Annotated in this window: 22 protein-coding genes; 5 read left to right on the top strand and 17 right to left on the bottom strand. The window is 61.8% G+C overall.

The window, feature by feature from the left end:
• Positions 1-13: 13 nt before the first annotated feature.
• Positions 14-427, bottom strand: coding sequence for a GFA family protein (locus tag NKK51_RS27715; protein WP_031213540.1), 414 nt, complete (start codon positions 425-427; stop codon positions 14-16).
• Positions 420-1334, bottom strand: coding sequence for an NAD(P)-dependent oxidoreductase (locus tag NKK51_RS27710; RefSeq protein ID WP_352555321.1), 915 nt, complete (start codon positions 1332-1334; stop codon positions 420-422). Before NKK51_RS27710 ends, NKK51_RS27715 begins: the two co-directional genes overlap by 8 nt.
• Before the next feature lie 135 nt (positions 1335-1469).
• Here NKK51_RS27710 and NKK51_RS27705 point away from each other — a divergent pair, with 135 nt between their 5' ends.
• Positions 1470-1808, top strand: coding sequence for a winged helix-turn-helix transcriptional regulator (locus NKK51_RS27705; protein WP_023812614.1), 339 nt, complete (start codon positions 1470-1472; stop codon positions 1806-1808).
• Between the two features lie 244 nt (positions 1809-2052).
• On the opposite strand, the gene NKK51_RS27700 is transcribed toward NKK51_RS27705, so the two are convergent.
• The 5 genes from NKK51_RS27700 to NKK51_RS27680 form a co-directional block, all read right to left on the bottom strand.
• Complete coding sequence (locus tag NKK51_RS27700; protein WP_352555319.1) at positions 2053-3930, bottom strand: ABC-F family ATP-binding cassette domain-containing protein; 1878 nt, start codon at positions 3928-3930, stop codon at positions 2053-2055.
• A 124-nt stretch (positions 3931-4054) separates the two neighbouring features.
• A complete protein-coding gene (locus tag NKK51_RS27695; protein WP_127289180.1) occupies positions 4055-4504 on the bottom strand; it encodes a Ros/MucR family transcriptional regulator in 450 nt (149 codons plus the stop codon).
• A 162-nt stretch (positions 4505-4666) separates the two neighbouring features.
• A complete protein-coding gene (locus NKK51_RS27690; RefSeq protein ID WP_352555317.1) occupies positions 4667-4870 on the bottom strand; it encodes a hypothetical protein in 204 nt (67 codons plus the stop codon).
• Positions 4863-5789, bottom strand: a complete 927-nt coding sequence (locus NKK51_RS27685) for a DMT family transporter (protein ID WP_352555315.1) — start codon at positions 5787-5789, stop codon at positions 4863-4865. The genes NKK51_RS27690 and NKK51_RS27685 overlap by 8 nt, the downstream gene beginning before the upstream one ends.
• 45 nt (positions 5790-5834) lie before the next feature.
• Positions 5835-6668, bottom strand: coding sequence for a hypothetical protein (locus NKK51_RS27680; RefSeq protein WP_352555313.1), 834 nt, complete (start codon positions 6666-6668; stop codon positions 5835-5837).
• A 110-nt stretch (positions 6669-6778) separates the two neighbouring features.
• Here NKK51_RS27680 and NKK51_RS27675 point away from each other — a divergent pair, with 110 nt between their 5' ends.
• On the top strand, positions 6779-7738 hold the full coding sequence (locus NKK51_RS27675) for a LysR substrate-binding domain-containing protein (RefSeq protein WP_023812620.1): 960 nt from the start codon (positions 6779-6781) through the stop codon (positions 7736-7738).
• Positions 7739-7860: 122 nt separating this feature from the next.
• On the opposite strand, the gene NKK51_RS27670 is transcribed toward NKK51_RS27675, so the two are convergent.
• Positions 7861-8373, bottom strand: coding sequence for a DinB family protein (locus NKK51_RS27670; protein WP_352555312.1), 513 nt, complete (start codon positions 8371-8373; stop codon positions 7861-7863).
• 60 nt (positions 8374-8433) lie between these two features.
• Here NKK51_RS27670 and NKK51_RS27665 point away from each other — a divergent pair, with 60 nt between their 5' ends.
• Complete coding sequence (locus NKK51_RS27665; RefSeq protein ID WP_352555311.1) at positions 8434-9126, top strand: glutathione S-transferase family protein; 693 nt, start codon at positions 8434-8436, stop codon at positions 9124-9126.
• A gap of 17 nt (positions 9127-9143) precedes the next feature.
• Here NKK51_RS27665 and NKK51_RS27660 read toward each other — a convergent pair whose 3' ends face one another.
• Positions 9144-9401: a DUF2934 domain-containing protein gene (locus tag NKK51_RS27660; protein ID WP_352555310.1), complete on the bottom strand. Its 258-nt coding sequence runs from the start codon at positions 9399-9401 to the stop codon at positions 9144-9146.
• Between the two features lie 345 nt (positions 9402-9746).
• Here NKK51_RS27660 and ndk point away from each other — a divergent pair, with 345 nt between their 5' ends.
• Entirely contained in the window at positions 9747-10169 is a 423-nt protein-coding gene (gene ndk, locus NKK51_RS27655) for a nucleoside-diphosphate kinase (protein WP_013532476.1), read from the top strand.
• A 68-nt stretch (positions 10170-10237) separates the two neighbouring features.
• On the opposite strand, the gene NKK51_RS27650 is transcribed toward ndk, so the two are convergent.
• The 6 genes from NKK51_RS27650 to NKK51_RS27625 all read right to left on the bottom strand — a co-directional run bounded on the left by NKK51_RS27650 (position 10238) and on the right by NKK51_RS27625 (position 15390).
• Positions 10238-11002, bottom strand: a complete 765-nt coding sequence (locus tag NKK51_RS27650; RefSeq protein WP_352555309.1) for a YbaY family lipoprotein — start codon at positions 11000-11002, stop codon at positions 10238-10240.
• Between the two features lie 129 nt (positions 11003-11131).
• Positions 11132-11608 carry a molybdenum cofactor biosynthesis protein MoaE gene (locus NKK51_RS27645; RefSeq protein WP_352555308.1) on the bottom strand — a complete coding sequence of 159 codons (477 nt, stop codon included), beginning with the start codon at positions 11606-11608 and terminating at the stop codon, positions 11132-11134.
• 1 nt (position 11609) lies between these two features.
• The gene (gene moaD, locus NKK51_RS27640) at positions 11610-11867 is read right to left on the bottom strand and encodes a molybdopterin converting factor subunit 1 (protein ID WP_352555307.1); all 258 of its coding nucleotides are present in this window, start codon (positions 11865-11867) and stop codon (positions 11610-11612) included.
• 1 nt (position 11868) lies between these two features.
• Positions 11869-12465 carry a CDP-diacylglycerol--glycerol-3-phosphate 3-phosphatidyltransferase gene (gene pgsA, locus NKK51_RS27635; protein WP_023673449.1) on the bottom strand — a complete coding sequence of 199 codons (597 nt, stop codon included), beginning with the start codon at positions 12463-12465 and terminating at the stop codon, positions 11869-11871.
• Positions 12466-12565: 100 nt separating this feature from the next.
• Positions 12566-14629 carry an excinuclease ABC subunit UvrC gene (gene uvrC, locus NKK51_RS27630; RefSeq protein WP_352555305.1) on the bottom strand — a complete coding sequence of 688 codons (2064 nt, stop codon included), beginning with the start codon at positions 14627-14629 and terminating at the stop codon, positions 12566-12568.
• Entirely contained in the window at positions 14626-15390 is a 765-nt protein-coding gene (locus NKK51_RS27625) for an SDR family oxidoreductase (RefSeq protein ID WP_352442191.1), read from the bottom strand. Before NKK51_RS27625 ends, uvrC begins: the two co-directional genes overlap by 4 nt.
• Before the next feature lie 413 nt (positions 15391-15803).
• Between NKK51_RS27625 and NKK51_RS27620 the strand changes: the two genes are divergently transcribed.
• Entirely contained in the window at positions 15804-16460 is a 657-nt protein-coding gene (locus tag NKK51_RS27620) for an outer membrane protein (RefSeq protein WP_023812630.1), read from the top strand.
• Positions 16461-16566: 106 nt separating this feature from the next.
• Here NKK51_RS27620 and NKK51_RS27615 read toward each other — a convergent pair whose 3' ends face one another.
• Positions 16567-17163 carry a glutathione S-transferase family protein gene (locus NKK51_RS27615; RefSeq protein WP_031213750.1) on the bottom strand — a complete coding sequence of 199 codons (597 nt, stop codon included), beginning with the start codon at positions 17161-17163 and terminating at the stop codon, positions 16567-16569.
• A gap of 221 nt (positions 17164-17384) precedes the next feature.
• The gene (locus tag NKK51_RS27610) at positions 17385-17627 is read right to left on the bottom strand and encodes a GNAT family N-acetyltransferase (RefSeq protein WP_352555381.1); all 243 of its coding nucleotides are present in this window, start codon (positions 17625-17627) and stop codon (positions 17385-17387) included.
• Between the last annotated feature and the right edge of the window lie 111 nt (positions 17628-17738).

Genomic DNA, 17738 nt, shown 5'->3' with positions numbered 1-17738 from the left:
GGGCGTCATTGCTTCAGGAGACTTCCGCCAGGGGCACGCCTTCCAGGCAGAGCCATTTGTGCTTCCTGTTGGGCCAATGGAGAATTGCCGGAGCCGGAAATTCCAGGTCCTCCAGACAGCCGACAGATACCGACAGCGCTTCCGTCAGGCCTTCTGCACGCATGAAGACGATCGATCCGCATGTGGTACAAAATGTCTGCTCCAGCCATTGCCCCGACGAACCGGTTCGTCGCCAGGATTTCGTCTCGCCTTTCTGGGCGACTATGGCGGAGTCGGCATAGATGGCTCGGTATGAGAACGCTGCCCCGGTGCATCTCTGGCATTCCAGGCAACTGCAGGCATAGACGCGCCGAGGCTCTCCGGCGAGAACCAGTTCCGCGCCGCGACACGAGCAGGTCGCCCTTCGCTCCGTCTTGCCATCACGCATTCGCGGGCTCCCTGCCCGGACGGGGCGAGCCATTTCCAAACAGGGGTGAGAGAGATGCAAAATCATCATCCGCGCGCCCGCGCGCGAGCGCCTGCTGAAAAATCCCGTCCATTGCGCGCGGCATGGCCGCGTCAAGACCTCGCTCCTGGCATGCTTCGAGAAGATGCCGGAAGGCGCTGTAGTGGGCGCCCAATGACGCGAGCGTTGCGTCGTCGCCGGCAAAGAGGCGCGCCTTTGTCCGGTCAACCACATCGAACAAAGCGGCATCGACAACCGGCTTGAATGCGGACAGATGGCTCCCGAACGTATCCAGATCGAGACCTTCGGCCTCGGCGACAGCCATGCCCTGGAGCGCGCCGAACAGCCCGCCCCACATCTGGGTGAGCAGCGCGGTGTCAAGCGCGGAGGCTTGGCCAGGCACCTCGCCGACATAACTCGTGCCGCCACCAAGGGCAAAAAGCAGGGTCTTGTTTGCTTCGTAGACGGCGTGGGATCCTGAATACAGCAATGCGGTGTCCGGTTTGCCAATAAAATCCGGAGTCGCCAGGATCGCGCCGTCCAGATAGCCGGCGCCATGCGCTTCGATCCAGCGCGCCTCCTCCCGCGCCAAACGCGCTGAGCCGGAGGTGAGTTGTATGACGGCTTTGCCGGCCAGCGCCGAAGCGACGTTGCCCTGCTTGAGCAGTGCATCGCTGGCGGCATAATCCAGAACGTTTATGATCAAGACATCGGCCGACCGGATTCCGTCCTCTACTGAAGAGGCCAACCTCGCGCCAAGAGCAGCCAGGGGCTGGCACTTGGCCGCAGTGCGATTCCACACGGATGTTGGATAATTTCGGTCGAGCAACGTTCGAACGATGGACGAGCCCATGCGGCCCGCGCCGAGCACGCAGACATTGGATTTCATGGTGACTTCTCCGATAGCCCTCTCGACGAGGGATTGGTTTGTGTTTGGCGCGCTGATCCAAAGATATATATTCTTGCTGTGTTGAGAAGTACGCACCTTGAGGTAAGCTATTGGAATCATGTCAGGAGTTGTCACATGAGGAGCAAGGAGCCCGACAGTTGCGGCTTTGCCGCCGCGATGCAGGCAATCGGCGGAAAGTGGAAAACCTCGCTATTGTGGGAATTGCACCTGCGGCCGCACCGCTTCGCCGAACTGCACCGGCGGTTGCCTGGAATCAGTGAGAAGATGCTCGCGCAACAATTGCGACAGATGGAGGCCGACGGACTCGTCAGCCGGCGCGCCTATGACGAGGTACCGCCACGCGTGGAATACTCGGTCACGACCCTGGGCATGAGTCTGAACGATGCGGTCACCGCTATGTCGGCATGGGGAAAGCGGCACGAGACATGGAAAGACGAGCGGAAAGCCGCCTGAAAAAAGCAGGAACTCGTGCATGGTCGCGGAAGAGTTTGTGATCCGCGGTCCGCTTCTAAACGCCAAAGGCGGCAATAGATGCCGGGCAGCGTCGTCCGGTCGAGCAAGACAAGCCGCAGCAAGTGCATCTGTGCCACAGGCCTTCAGCCATCTGCCGGATCCGCCGCTACTCTACACCGTCCCGGCGTTCGTAGGCAATTCATCGTGCGGCTGGCACGATGAATTCGCTTGCATAGCCGGCTGCTTACTCCGCCGTGCCTTCCTCGTATTCGGCCGACATGGTCAGCCATTTCTCCTCGTGGCCGGCAAGCGTCTGCGCCAGTTGCGAGCGCTCCTTGGCCAGCCGTGTCGCGGTCGAGGGATCCTTCTCGTACACCGCAGGATTGGACAGTTCGTCCTCGATTCCGTCGATGCGCTTGCGGATGCGGTCCATCAGCGCTTCGGTGGCGCGGATTTCCTTGGCGAGCGGCTCGAAGGCGGCGCGGCGTGCCGCTGCATCGCGGCGGCGATCGGCCTTTGACGCCTTGTCGGCCTCGCGCTTGCCGCGGCGGTCGCCGGACACGCCGGTGACCAGCGTCTTGTAGTCTTCCAAGTCGCCATCATACGGGTTGACCGCGCCGTCCTTGACCAGCCACAGCCGGTCGGCGGTCGCCTCCAGCAGATGGCGATCATGCGAGATCAGGATGACGGCACCGGGAAATTCGTTCAGCGCATGGATCAGCGATTCGCGGCTGTCGATGTCGAGGTGGTTGGTCGGTTCGTCGAGGATGAACAGGTTTGGACCCTCGAAGGCCGACAGCCCCATCAGCAGGCGCGCCTTCTCGCCGCCCGACAGATCCTTGGCGGCGGTGTTCATCTTCTCGGTGGTGAGGCCGAACTGGGCGACGCGGCCGCGTACCTTCGATTCCGGGGCCTCCGGCATCAGCCGGCGGACATGCTCGTAGGCGTTTTCGTCCGGCCGGAGATCGTCGAGCTGATGCTGGGCAAAGATCGCCACCTTCAACCCGGGCGCAACCGTCATGGTGCCACTCTCCTGCTTCAGCCGGCCCGACAGCAACTTGGCGAAGGTCGACTTGCCGTTGCCGTTGGCGCCGAGCAGCGCGATGCGGTCGTCGGCGTCGATGCGCAGCGTCATCTTCTTGAGGATCGGCTGCCCGTCCGTGTAGCCGACATTGACGTTGTTCAGCGCCACGATCGGCGAGGCCACCGTCTTCACCGGCTCAGGGAAGGAGAACGGCCGCACCGAATCGTTCACGAGGGCCGCGATCGGCTTCATCTTTTCCAACGCCTTGATGCGCGACTGTGCCTGTCTCGCCTTGGAGGCCTTGGCGCGGAAGCGTTCGACGAAGGATTCCATATGCTTGCGGGCTGCTTCCTGCTTGACCCGGCCCTTCTCCTGCAATTCCTTCTGCTCTGTATATTGACGCTCGAACTGATCGTAGCCGCCGCGCCAGAAGGTCAGCTTTTTCTGGTCGAGGTGAACGATCGAGTTGACGGCGCGATTGAGCAGGTCGCGATCATGCGAGATCAAAAGCACGGTGTGCGGGTATTTCGACACATAGTTTTCCAGCCACAGCGTGCCTTCGAGATCGAGATAGTTGGTCGGCTCGTCGAGCAGCAGCAGGTCGGGCTCGGCAAACAGCACCGCAGCGAGCGCCACGCGCATGCGCCAGCCGCCGGAGAAGGACGAGGCCGGACGCCGTTGCGCGGCGTCATCGAAGCCAAGGCCTGCGAGAATGGTGGCGGCGCGGGATTCGGCTGAGTGCGCGTCAATATCGGCCAGCCGCATATGAATATCGGCGATACGGTGCGGATCGGTCGCCGTCTTTTCTTCTTCGAGCAGCGCCGTGCGTTCGAGATCGGCCTTGAGCACGATCTCGATCAACGGATCCTCGGTGCCTGGCGCTTCCTGCGCCACCTGGCCGATGCGGGTGCTCTTGGGCAGGCTGATCGATCCTGTCTCGGACGGGAAATCGCCGGTGATGGCCTTGAACAGCGTCGTCTTGCCGGTGCCGTTGCGGCCGACAAGCCCGGCCTTGGTGCCGGCCGGCAACGTCAGCGAGGCATGGTCGAGAAGCAAGCGTCCGGCCATGCGGAGCGATAGGTCGTTGATGATCAGCATGGCCGCGCTTTTGCACCGGACATCAACGCTTCGCAAGGCCTTGCGGGCCAGTTGGCCGCACAAGGCCTCGAAACGACGCCCGCGAGGGCGTCGTCAAAGCAGCCGAACAGTGGCTTGCCTGCTCTCAGGCAGTCGCCTTGCGCTTCGTTGCCTTGGCGACAGCGGCCGGCGCTGCTGCCGGCTTGCGGCCAAGTCCCGTCGACTTTGCCAGCGCCGATCGCGTCGCCGAATAGTTTGGCGCTACCATCGGATAGTCCGGCGGCAAGCTCCATTTGGCCCGGTAGTCGTCCGGGCTCAGGCCGTAGTCGGTCCGCAGGTGCCGCTTGAGCGACTTGAACTTCTTTCCATCCTCAAGGCAGATGATGTAGTCGGGAAACACCGACTTCTTCGGATTGACGGCCGGAACCAGGTTTGGGACTTCCGCGACAGCCGCACCGGCGAGCTTGCGAACCGAGGCGCTGACGCTGGCAATCAGCTCGGGCAGGCCGGCAGCCGGAAGCGGATTGTTGCCTACATAGGCCGAGACAATATCGGCCGTCAGCTCGATAACGGTCTTATCATCGATATTTGACAATTCTTTCACCTTATTTGCGACAAAATCATCCACCCCAGCGAAGACTTGTGTCGATGTATCTCTTTAACCGCGTCCCCCAACGGACCGCCAAGCCTCATAAAAGAATCAAGAATCGGCAAAAATAGCATTCATGCAAAATCGACGCTGTGCAAATTAGAAAATCTAATACTTGGAACCAGCAGACTTAGCGGCAGGACTTTCGTCCAATATCTCCAGAATACGCTTCCACCGGGCGCAACGCGCGAAATCCTTTTGTTCTATCGCCTTTTCGGCCTTCATCGCGGCGTAGAGCGGCGCCTCGGCGCCAAACTCCTTGACCAGCCAATGCGCTTCCTGAATGGCCAGACGTTCATTTTCGTCAAACATGGTTTTCGGCCTCCGAACGTTCCACACCGACCGCGACGCAACTGCCGATGACGAGGATGGCTCCGACAATGGCCGTCATCGTCAGCCGCTCACCGGACAGGGTCAAAAGCAGGGTCGAAGCGATCGGGGTGAGATAGGCGACGACCGCGACCTTGCCGCTGCCTTCTAGCTTCAGGGCGCGTGACCAGAAATAGTAGCCCAGCCCCATCGGACCAGCGCCGAGATAGAGGCCGAGAGCCAGATCCGTACCGACGGGCCAGGTGAAACCGTCGCGAGCGCACCACAGAAACGTCAAAGCGACGCCAATCAAAGACGATGGCAGCAACAGGCGATCCGCTGGGGTGGCGACCCGTCCCACCATGATCGAGTAGAAGGCCATGCACAGTGCGGATCCGAATGCGGCGAGATAGCCGGCCAGATCGCCCTGGAACCAGGATTGGCTGCGCCCTCCCGAAATCACCAGTGCGACGCCGATGAAGCCTACCACCGTGGCGAGGCCCAACAGTGCCGGACGCCGCGGATTTTCCAAGGCGATGACTGCCACCGCGACCATCAACGGCCAGGTGTAGGCCATCAGATTGGCCTCGATGACCGGCATCGAAGCGAAGGCGATGTATTGCAGCACCATGGTGCCGACCAGACCGATGAAGCCGACCGCGACAGAGATGAGCGCCGCCCCGGGCGTGACCGGTGCTACTCTTTCCCGGCTCATCAATCGGATGGCGGCGAAGACGAGTGCAGCGCCTGCAAATTGCAGGAACTGGACCTGCGACACCGGGTGGCTGGCCAGCAGGGATTTGCCGACCAGCGCATTGGTGGACCACAACGCCACCGCACCGGCAGCGAAGACCAACGCGGATATCGAGCCGGATCCCTGCCGAAACAATCGGCATGGGATTCTATTTTGCTGTTCGACCATGATCCTGTCCGAAAACCGGTTCCGACTTTTCGGGATCTTGGTTCATTACCATGATTCCCTGGCGCCGCCCGGAACCGGTGCATCGACGGCCGCGGGCACGGGATGCTCTGCCTCGAACCGACGATAGGCCGGCAACTGGTTGGTCCAGACATCTTCGGCCAGTTCGCTGACCCACTCACGGTCGTGGTCGTTGTCGGCGGCGAGATAGAACATTCTGTTGTCGTCGACATAGGGCTTGGACACCGAGCGCTGGTTGAGCACCAGCGTGACGCGCTCGCCGAACCGGATCGGAGCGGTGCGATGCAGGACGCCCAGGAATTGCCCGAGCGTCGCGTAGTTCATCTTGTGATCGATGCGCATGACACTGTTGCGCGGGATCTCGCGGCCGGCTTCGAGAATGGCGCGGCCGGTTTCGGAGTCGTCGCAGTAGATTTCGAGGTGGCCGCCGACCAGCGGATTGCTGATCGACAATGGAATGAGCTCGGTGACCGGAACGCCATCGCAATGCCACTCCACGGCGCCGTCCTTGGGATTCATGAAGGTGACCGTCGAGCCGACGATCGACAGCGGATAGGGCTCCAGCTTGGTGCCCATCATGTCGGACAGCCGCTCCAGCCGCAGCTTGTCATGCAGCAATTCCTTGATCTCGGGGATGAAACGGTCGGCCCCGGTGATGAAGGTCAGATCGAGGTGCTTGTGCACGGCATGGCTGGCCTTGAGCTTCAGGGCAGCCTCCTCGATCGCGGCAAGCAGTGCCGGGACATAGCCGTGCAGATATTGCGCGACACCGAAACTCGACACTTTCCAGGCGGTTTCATGGCCTATAATGGCTTCGCGGCTCATCGCATAACGCAGTTCGGGAATGGTATGGGCGTTCATTGTACTTCTCCAGGATGGGGGCAACACTTGGTAAACAGTCGATTAATTCACCCACCCCTGTAAAATTAGGAATGCTGGTGCTAGTGTAAGCCAAGCTTAAGGTCGAAACCGTGCGTCTGCTCAGTCAGGTCAACCTCAATTCGCTTAAAATCGTGGAAAGTGCTGCAAGGCACGGTAATTTCACGCGTGCCGGCGAAGAACAGTTCATTACCGCTTCAGCGGTCAGCCAGCGGGTGAAAAGCCTGGAGGATCAGCTTCGTTTCAAGATTTTCCAGCGCGGCGGCAATGCGGTCTCGTTGACGCCGGAGGGTGAGACCTATGTCTCGCGCGTTCGCGAGGCGCTGGAGCGAATCGTCGCCGCCAGCATGGAAGCGACCGGGCAATCGCAGGAGCATGTGCTAAAAATATCGGTGCTGCCGACCTTTGCGGCACGCTGGCTGTTTCCGCGCCTGCCGCTGTTCCAGCAGCAATATCCCGATATCGTGATGCGGGTCTCGACCTCCTACGCGACGCATGAGTTCACGGCCTCGGAATTCGATCTCGAAATCCGTTATGGCGACGGTCACTTTCACGGGCTGCAATCCGATCTGCTGTTTCGCGAAGACCTGACACCGGTGTGCAGCCGCAAGCTGTTCCACGAAGTCCTCGGCGATAAGCGGCTGTCGAAGGTGACACCGGACGACCTCAAGCACTTCACCCTGCTGCATTCCGACACCTGCACCCAGAATTGGCAATCCTGGCTTGGTTTCGCCGGCGCCAGCTTCGTGCTCAGCGAGACCAAGAGCATCTATTTCGACTCGTGCATGATGTCCTACGAGGCAGCCAATTCCGGGATGGGATTTGCGGTGGCCAACCGTGCCTATATGGCCAGCGACATCCGCGCCGAAAGGCTGGTGGCTCCCTTCGCCGTCCACCATCCCAACACGGCTGGCTGGTATTTTGTCTCTCCGCAGAAAGGCCTTGCCGCACGCAAGGTCCAGTTGTTCAAGCAGTGGGTGATGGCGGAAGCGGCTCTGACGCAGTGCCAGCTGGACAGCGAAATCAGGGGCGAAGCTTCGACGGCTGCCTGAATCTCGGGCAAGCATCCGGTGTGCCCGTTAATTTCTGATGTAAAGACAATGCTGCAGCACAAAATGCAGAGATGAGCGCGGGGCTCTTCAACCTCGGACTGACTATGCAAAACGCCACCGGATCAGGCGAAAGCCCTGCCCTCCTCGGTCCGCTGGAAAAGCATCAGGTCCAACCCCAGGCTTGGCCGTCCCAGGATGGTCAGGATCGTATGCGCCTGGCCGCGATGGTGGGTCTGGTGGTTGAAGACATGGTCCAGCGCCGGCGCCAGCCTTTGCGAGACGGTGCGCATATCCGAGACGGTCATATAGGTGAAGCGGCCCGTCAACGCCTTGTCATTGAGGCCGCCGACCCAATCGATGATCCTCCTGTCCTCGGCTTCACGCGCCGCCCGCAGGCCGGCCAACCCCCGATGCAGGATGGCATCCAGTGTCGTCGGCGCGTCGCCCTCGCCGGTGAAGCGCTTCATCCAGATGCGGTCGGCAGTCAAAAGGTGATTGAGCGTGCCCATCATCGAGCCGAAGAAGGCACCGACATCGCGGTTGAATTCCTCATCATCGAGCTCGGCGGCGGCCTCATAGATGCGGCCATTGGCCCATTGATTGTAGGCCGCAAACATCATGAAATGCTGTCTCATGGCTTCCCCTCGGCTCGCGTCGATGCGGGGCCCACCTAACGCTTGAAGGGCCTGCCGCCAATGACCATTCTGCTCTATGACCTCGTCGGACGCGACACCACACGTCCGTTCAGTCCGCATTGCTGGAAGGTGGCGATGGCGCTTGCCCACAAGGGGCTCGACATCTCGACCGTGCCGACGCGCTTTCTCGATGTGCCCGCCGTCGAGGGCGGCGTTTCGAAAACCGTTCCGGTGATCCGGGACGGCGAGACGGTCGTCGGGGATTCCTTCGCCATCGCGCTCTATCTCGATGAAGCCTATCCGGACCGGCCGACGCTGTTTGGCGGTGAAGGCGGCAAGGCGATGGCTCGTTTCATCGAGCGCTGGTCGCAACTGACCATCCATCCCTACGTGACCACCGCCGCGATCATCGACCTCCACACCATGCAGGACGAGGAGAACGCCGCTTATTTCCGCCGGAGCCGCGAGCAACGCTTTGGCAAGACGCTGGAGGACGTCGTCACCGCGCGCGACGCCGGGCTGGCGACATTCCGCGCCGCGCTGGAGCCGCTGCGTTCAATGCTCGGCTATCAGCCATTCATCGGCGGCGCGTCGCCGCTGTTTGGCGACTATATCGTCTTCGGCGCCTTGCAATGGGCGCGCATAGCCTCTCCCTACCAACTGCTCGACGACGGCGACGTGGTGGCGCAGTGGTTCGCTCGCTGCCTCGACCTGCATGACGGGCTGGGACGAAAGGTCGCCGCCGCGGCTTGACGCCGTAAAGCAGTAACTTACTTGGCCACCTTCTTTGGCTTGCCGGCCTTCGTGGCAGCCTTTGCTTCCTTGGGGGCTGCCTTTGCCTTGCCTGCGCCAGCTGCCTTCCTGGTTGGCTTTTTGGCTGCCGACTTGCCCGCGGCGTCCTCCTGGTCGACATCGGTGGCCGCCTGATGCCAATGGCGCTCATGATGGCCAGCCGGCTGGCCCTCCTGCAGCCAGATCTGGTGCGCACGGTTGCGAATGCGTTCCTGACGATCGTCTGTCATGGTCATGTTGTCTCCATACGGCCCGACCTCAGCGCGGCGCCGACACGCGACTATAGCAAGCAAAGCGTTGCTGTGCAGCCGTCTGAACGGGGCCGGCTTGCCGCAGAAACGCGCAGCCGTCCGGCCCTTCGCTCTCGCTCCCTGCCCTTCGGGCGTTCAAACCCTTTGAAAGGTCCACTGGACCTTTCAATCCGCCCGAAGGCGGACCGGGCTTTCACCGTTCGTCACTCGGAAAGCCAAGCAGTTGGCTTTCCGTCCGCCGCGCGGACCGTTCCTCACCCCTTGGCAATGGGCCGGGCGGCTTGTATAGAGCCCGCCACTCTCAATTCCATTCTCAGACAAGGACGACCCATGGCGCTCGAACGCACATTTTCCATGATCAAGCCGGACGCGACCCGGCGCAACCTCACCGGCGCCATCACCAGGATGCTGGAAGAGGCAGGCCTGCGCGTCATCGCCTCGCGCCGGGTCTGGATGAGCCGCCGCGAAGCGGAAGGCTTCTATGCCGTCCACAAGGACCGCCCTTTCTTCGGCGAATTGGTGGAATTCATGTCGTCGGCACCGACGGTCGTCCAGGTGCTGGAAGGCGAGAACGCCATTGCCAGGAACCGCGAAGTGATGGGCGCCACGAACCCGGCCAACGCCGCCGAAGGCACCATCCGCAAGGTTCATGCGCTGTCGATCGGCGAAAACTCCGTGCACGGCTCCGACGCACCGGAGACCGCGGCAGAAGAGATCAAGTACTGGTTCTCGGACACCGAGATCGTCGGCTGAGCCGATAGTCAAGACCTTGGATCCCGTAAAAAGAAGGCCGGCGTTTCGCCGGCCTTCTTCGTTGGGGGTCAGCTCGCCGCGCTAAAGCGCAGGATCTCGCGGCCGTCCTTGTCCGATATGATGAGCTTGCCGGCATCGACACGGTATGACGCCGCCTTGGCCAGCGCATCGAACAGCGCCTTTTCCTCGGCCATCACCTCGGGCGCACAGGCCTTGTAGGTAGAACCGATGTCTCTGATCACGATCGTTTGGCCATCGAGTTTGGCAGTGGCGAAATAGGTGTTGCAGGGGCCGCTGCCGCCCGCCTTGCCGGCCTCGCTGACCCTGAATGTCGCTTGCGGGGCAGCAATGGCGCCGATGCCGTCGACATAGTCGACCAGCCAGAGCTGATCGAAGACCGAAACCATGGGCTCGGCGCTCGGGGTGACCATCTTCAGCATGATGGTCTGCGGCACGTCGGCCAGCGGATCGACCTGATGGCGCATATCGGAGATGAACAGGAGCTTGTCATCGACGGTGATGCGGGCTTGCAATGCGTAAGTCATCCGCGACCGGATGACGGAAGGGTCGAATTTGATCTCGAAGCTGATCGGCACCTGGCCGGCCGGCTGCACTTTCTGCTCGCCGATGATGGTGGCAGGCGCATCGGCCAGCGACACATCGGCAAGTTGTACGGAGAGCACGGCACTGGGCGGCAAGGCAATGCGCTCGCGATAGATCACCTCGCCTCTCACGGCCTGTTCGGCGGCAACAGACTGGTCCGGAACGGCCAATATGCCGACGACCAGCGGCACGAAACCGAAGATGAAGAACTCCGCGATCCTGTCCAGCATGACCATCTCCCTTGCCCAGGCTGGCCAAGGCCCCGAGCCGCCAATGCTCCCGGGCTGCCAGTGCCCAAGCTGACCAGCCGCGCTCAATTGGCCAAATGATTGCGGTCAATACATGGCTGCGGCGGTATTTTAGTCTGACGATTCCCAGCGACCGGCCGCCTCGTCGTCGGCCTCCTTGGCCTCGACCCAGCCGCCCTCGGAACCGTCCGCGCGATGCTCCTTCTTCCAGAAGGGCGCGCGCGATTTGAGATAGTCCATGAGAAAGTTCGCCGCCTCGAACGCCGCATGGCGATGCGCCGAGGCTGCCACGACCAGCACGATGTTCTCGCCGGGCGCGATCTTGCCGTGACGGTGGATGGCGGTAAGGCCCTGCAGCGGCCAACGCTCAACCGCTTCAGCAGCGATGCGGGCGATTTCCGCTTCGGCCATGCCGGGATAGTGTTCGAGCTCGAGCGCTGAGAGCGCGCCCTGCTCGTCGCGGCAAAGGCCTGAGAAGGTCACCACGGCGCCGATATCGGCGCGGCTTTGCGTCAGTCTGGCGATCTCGGCGGCGACGTCAAAATCCTGGCGCTGAATGCGCACCACAGGCAAGACCGCGCCGCTCATGTCAGCCCCCGGTCATCGGCGGGAACAGCGCGATTTCGCGGGCGCCCGCGATCTTCTCGCGGTGCTCGACATGTTCCTGGTTGATGGCGACGCGGATCACGTCGGGATATTGCAGAGCGTGCTCGTAGCCCTCGCCGCGCGATTTCAGCCAGCGCAGGAGATCGGTCACCGTCTCGATGCCGGCAGGCAGGTCGACATCCTCCTCAGCCATGCCGATGCGTTCGCGCACCCAGGCAAAATAGATGAGCCGGGTCGTCATCTCACTCGTCCATGATGTGCTTGAGGCCGGCGCGGAAATAGTCGTAGCCCGTATAGAGCGTCACCAGCGCCGCGATCCACAGCAGCACCAGTCCGGTCTGGGTGGTCAGCGGGAAGATCTTGTCGCCGGCCGGCCCGGCCAGCAGGAAGGCGATGGCGACCATCTGGATCGCGGTCTTCCATTTTGCCAGCTGCGTCACCGGCACCGAGACCTTGAGCGCCGCCAGATATTCGCGCAGGCCCGAGACGAGGATTTCGCGGCACAGGATGATGATCGCCGCCCACAGCGACCAGCCGGCAATGCCCGCATGGCGATCGGTATCGGCGGCCAGCAGCAGCAGGCAGGTGGCGACTAGCAGCTTGTCGGCGATCGGGTCGAGCATCTTGCCGATGTTGGAGGTCTGCTGCCAGGCGCGCGCCAGGTAGCCGTCCAGATAATCGGTGATCGAGGCGAGCAGGAAGATGATCAGCGCCGACCAACGGGCGAAGTCGCTCGACTTCAGATGTCCTTCGAGAAAAAAGCACAGCACCACCAGCGGCACCGCGACGATGCGGGCGTAGGTGAGCATGTTGGGCAGGTTGAACGCGCGCTTGGCCATATCTGGAAAACTCTTTCTGCCTGCCTACTCAAATCAGAAGCGAATGTAGGGGGTCAACAGGCGAGAATCGATTGACCAGACGAAAATAGCATCCTTGCTGTCAGCTCTCATGGAAATGATTGTAGACCAGTTTCGCCACCTGCTCGGAAATACCGTCGACTTTCCTCAAATCCTCGACAGCAGCACGGCTGACCGCCTTGGCGGTGCCGAATGCCAGCAGCAATGCCCGCTTGCGACCGGGACCGATGCCGCTGATCTCGTCGAGCGGGCTCTTGACCATCTCTTTCTTGCGGCGAGCCCGGTGGGAACCGATCGCGAAACGGTGGACCTCATCGCGCAGCCGCTGGACGAAATAGAGCACGGGATCGCGAACCGGCAGCGAAAACGAGTCCCTGCCTTTGACGAAGAACCGTTCGCGGCCGGCGTCGCGGTCCTGGCCCTTGGCGATGCCGATGGCAACCACGCGGTCCTCGATGCCGAGATCCGAAAGGATCTTGCGCACCGCGGTCATCTGGCCCTGGCCACCGTCGATCAGGATGACATCGGGCCAGGCCGGGAAGCTGCCGGAGATATCGTCCTCCATATCGTCTGCCGAACCATCAACCGCATCCCCAGCCGGGACATCGCCATGCTCCTTGAGCAACCGCGAAAACCGTCGCTCCATCACCTCGCGCATCATGCCGAAATCGTCACCAGGCGTGATCTCGGTCGAGCGGATGTTGAATTTCCGGTACTGGTTCTTCACAAAACCTTCCGGCCCGGCGACGACCATGGCGCCAACGGCATTGGTGCCCATGATGTGCGAATTGTCGTAGACCTCGATGCGCACCGGCGGCTTGGCCAGGCCGAATGTCTCGGCGAAACCGGCAAGCAGGCGTCCCTGGGTGGAGGTTTCAGCCAACCGGCGTCCGAGCGCCTCGCGGGCATTCTGCAGGGCGTTGTCGGTCAGGTCCTTCTTCTCGCCACGCTGCGGCACGGAGATCGCGACCTTGCGGCCGGCGCGGGTGGAGAGCGCCTCGGCCAACAGTTCCTGATCCTCGACGCCATGCGACAGAAGAATGTTCCGCGGCGTCGGCTTGTCGTCATAGAACTGCGCCAGGAACGAACCCAACACCTCGGCTGCTTCCAACGCCGGATCGGCCTTGGGGAAATAGGCGCGGTTGCCCCAGTTCTGGCCGGTGCGGAAGAAGAACACCTGGATGCAGACCTGGCCGCCTTCCTGATGGATGGCGAAGACATCGGCTTCGTCGACGGTAGCCGGATTGATGCCCTGGTGGCTCTGCACATGCGACAGGGCCGCAAGTCGATCGCGATAGATCGCGGCGCGCTCGAAATCGAGAGCTTCCGACGCCTGCTGCATGGCGGCCGAGATTTCCGTCTTCACCTTTTGGCTGCGGCCGGACAAGAAGTCCTTCGCCTCATTGACCAGTTCCGCATAGTCCTGATGCGAGACTTCGCCGGTGCAGGGACCAGCGCAGCGCTTGATCTGATAAAGCAGGCATGGCCGCGTGCGGTTCTCGTAGAACGAGTTGGTGCAACTCCTGAGCAGGAAGGCGCGCTGCAGGGAGTTGATGGTACGGCCAACGGCACCGGCCGAGGCAAAGGGGCCGAAATAATCGCCTTTGCGCGAGCGCGCGCCGCGATGCTTGTAGATGCCCGGCGAGACATGGTCGCCGGTCAAGAGAATGTAGGGAAACGACTTGTCGTCGCGCATCAGGACGTTGAATCGCGGCCGCAAGCGCTTGATAAGGTTGGCTTCGAGCAGCAGCGCTTCGATCTCGGTGCGGGTGACGACGAACTCCATCGTCGACGTTTCGCGCACCATGCGGCCGATGCGGGTGGTGTGGAAGCGGCCTTGCGCGTAGTTGGTGACGCGCTTCTTCAGGCTGCGCGCCTTGCCGACATAGAGCACATCGCCGGCAGCGTTCATCATGCGGTAGACGCCGGGCGCGTTGGGCAGCCGCTTGACCAGCGTCTGGATCACCTCGGCGCCGATCATGCCTTCCGCGTCGCCGGCATGCGGCGTCCAGTCGATGGCGGTGAAGGCGACATCGGGACCGACGGTTTCAACGATCTCCTCGACTGCCTCGTCCTCGACGTCGATATCGGGGGGCAGATCGTCGGCGCCGCCGCGCGGCTTGCTTTTGTGGTCTACAGGACTCATTCCGTCATGCCTGTCACATCGGGCGTCTGCCACGCAAGATGCTGGCCGCCATCAAGCGCGATCATCTGGCCGGTGACCGAGCGCGCTTCCCAGAGATAGCGGATCGTGGCGCCGAATTCCGGCAAATCCGGGCCGCGCTTCAGGACCAAGCCATCGACTTGGGCTGCAAAATCGCTGTCATCCTGACGCGCGTTCTTCAGTGTCGGCCCCGGGCCGATGGCATTGACGCGGATGCTGGGGCCGAGCGCTTGCGCCATCATCTGCGTGGCCGTCCACAGCGTCGACTTGGACAGCGCATAGGAGAAGTAGCGCGGCGTCGGACGCCAGACGCGCTGGTCGATCATGTTGACGATCAGGCCCTCCTGCCCTGCCGGCAACGCCCGGGCGAAATTCTGCGCCAGGAGCGCGGGCGCTTTCACATGGACGGCAAAGTGCCGGTCCCAGGCCCGCCAGTCGAAATCCAGAACCGAATCGTCCTCGAACAGCGACGCATTGTTGACCAGCAACGGGATCGGTCCGAGCGCTGCTTGCGCCTGGCCGACGAGATCGTCGACGGCGTCCATATCGGTCAGGTCGGCGGCGACCACGGCGGCGCGGCCACCTCCGGCGATGATTTTGGCAGCCAACGCATCGGCCTCGATGCGCGAGCGGTTGCAATGGATGGCGACGGCAAAACCGTGCGCGGCGAGATCCTCGACGATCGCCCTGCCGATCCGCCTGGCCCCGCCCGTCACCAGCGCCGTGACAGTGGCTTTGCTCATATGGTGTCAATCCTCAATTTCGGCCCGAAAAAGCGGTGCCGGCGAAATATGGCCCGGCATGCGTTAAATGGTGTTCGCACCTTGGGCAGCATTGTGGCGAAACGGCCGTTTGGACATCCCGGCCCGCCCTGGACTCGGGCGCGCCCGACCGCAATATAGGGTGCTGGAGTCCTTGCACCAAGCGGTGTGCAGCGCAGCACGGGATGGTTCCTGCCATTTCGCTGTTGCGAAGATGCAACGTCAAGGTTCTGCCTCATTCGTGCCGGGGAATGACCCAAGTTCAGGTTCGCTTCAGCCGCATTTTGACACGACATTTGGAACCGACGAACGCCAGATCCGTTTCACCCCCCGGACGGGTAGATGGCGATCGTGAGAAACAAGCCTGTGTCCTGTGGCTTAAGGAGTAAAGAACAATGCAAGCCAATCTCAAATTCGCACGGCCGCTGGCCGTTGCGCTCGGCCTCTTCGCCCTCAGCGGAACTGCCTATGCTGCTGACGTGGTTTCGGAAGAGCCGCCGGCACCTGCGCCGATCGCTGAACTTCCGGTCGCTTCGTGGGCCGGCCCCTACGCCGGTCTCAACGTCGGCTATGGCTTCAGCGGCCGGACCAAGGAAAAGGATTTCGACGTTGAAACCGATACCAAGGGTTTCGTCGGCAGTGTCTTCGGCGGCTATCAGTGGCAGCAGGAGAACTTCGTCTACGGCGCTGAAGCCGAACTCGGCTACAACGGCGTCAAGGGCGACGACAACGGCATCGACTCCAAGGCCGGCTTTGAAGGTTCGCTGCGTGCCCGTCTCGGCTACGCGGTCAGCCCAGAAATCCTGCTCTATGGCACCGGCGGTCTCGCCGGCAGAAGCCTGAAGGTGGAAGACACCGTCCTTGGGGCCAGTGATCGCGCAACGATGCTCGGCTGGACCGCCGGTGTTGGCACCGACATCAAGTTGACCGACAATGTCTTCGGCCGCGTCGAGTACCGCTACACCGACTTTGGCAGCAAGAGCTTCGACGGCATCGGCAAGGTCAAGGCCACCGACAACCGCGTCACCTTCGGCGTTGGTATGAAGTTCTAAGTCGTTCAAGCCACGACACGAAAAAGCCGGGCCTCGCGCCCGGCTTTTTTTGTGTCTGAGTGATTTTCCCGGGTGATCGGGAAATCAATTCCGGGGTAATCGGCTATCAACCGGGAATGCAGGGCTTCAGCTCTGGAAACTTCTCGTCGAAGCGCGCAGCCCACCGTGTCAGCCGGGCGCGGCCCTTTTCCCATTTTCCGGCAAAGCGCAGCGAGAGATAGCCAAGGCAGGCGCGCAGCGCCATCTGGCCGGCGGTGATCTTCTTCGGCAGCTTCGGCGGGTTGGCGTTGAGCAGGTCGAGTGCCGCCGTGATCTTCGCCCACTGGCGATCGAGCCAAGGCTGATAGACCATCTCCTCGGGCCGCGTGCGCCGTTCATAGACCATCGACAGCGCGCAGTCGCAAATGCCGTCGGCCAATGCCTCCAGCACTTCCGCCTCGAGCCGCTTGTCGGGATTGCGTGGAAAAAGCGCGTTCTTCGACAAACGGTTGAGATGCTGGGTGATGGCGCGACTGTCATGGATGGAGCGACCGTCGTCGAGCACCAGAACCGGGATCTTGCCGAGCGGGTTGGCGTCGACCAGTTCGGCCGGTTTGTCCTCGGTTTTGACCGCCACCGTTTCGATGTCGATGCCGGCATAGGCTGCGGCCATGCGCACTTTGGAACTGTAGGGAGAGGTGGACGCATAGAGCAGTCTGGGCATGATCGGTTTCCTGTTTTGCAGGCCGGCAGTGTTGACCGATCAGGCGCGATCGAGCAATGGCCAGAAGCGGAAAACCCAGCCGCCAGCGAGCGGCGGGGGTCGGCGAGTCGGCGTCCTGCAGCATACGCCAACAATGCAACATCGGGCGGAAGCGCGTTCGCGTCGACACGGATTCAATCCATGTCGTGGTCCCAACCGGAGCCACTTTTGAGCGACATGCGTTAGCGTCGTTGACGGGGATCGTTTAGCGAGCGTTCCATGATGATGGTGCGTTCATTGCCATAGTAGCTGTCTCGAGCTGCCTTGAATCCAAGCCCGGCGTAAAATGGCTCTGCGGTAACCGAGGACGGCACGGTCAGCACCCTAACACCGCCAGCGTGCGCCGCTTCCTCGACCTCCGCCATAAGTCGTTTGCCGATACCACGGCCTTGCAGCTCAGGGTCCACAAAGACGGACCGAACAATGCTTCCATCTAGAGCCTTTCACGTTTTGACGGAAGCGTATCCGGCGTTTTCGAAGTAGTTCTTGCATTCGGCTGCCTCGATTGTTTCGACGAGGTGGCCGATGTGGCGCCA

The sequence above is a fragment of the Mesorhizobium sp. M0011 genome (assembly GCF_040324155.1).
Lineage (GTDB): Bacteria > Pseudomonadota > Alphaproteobacteria > Rhizobiales > Rhizobiaceae > Mesorhizobium.
The sequence above is the reverse complement of the archived record's forward strand: the minus strand, read 5'-3'. Positions and strand labels throughout refer to the sequence as shown.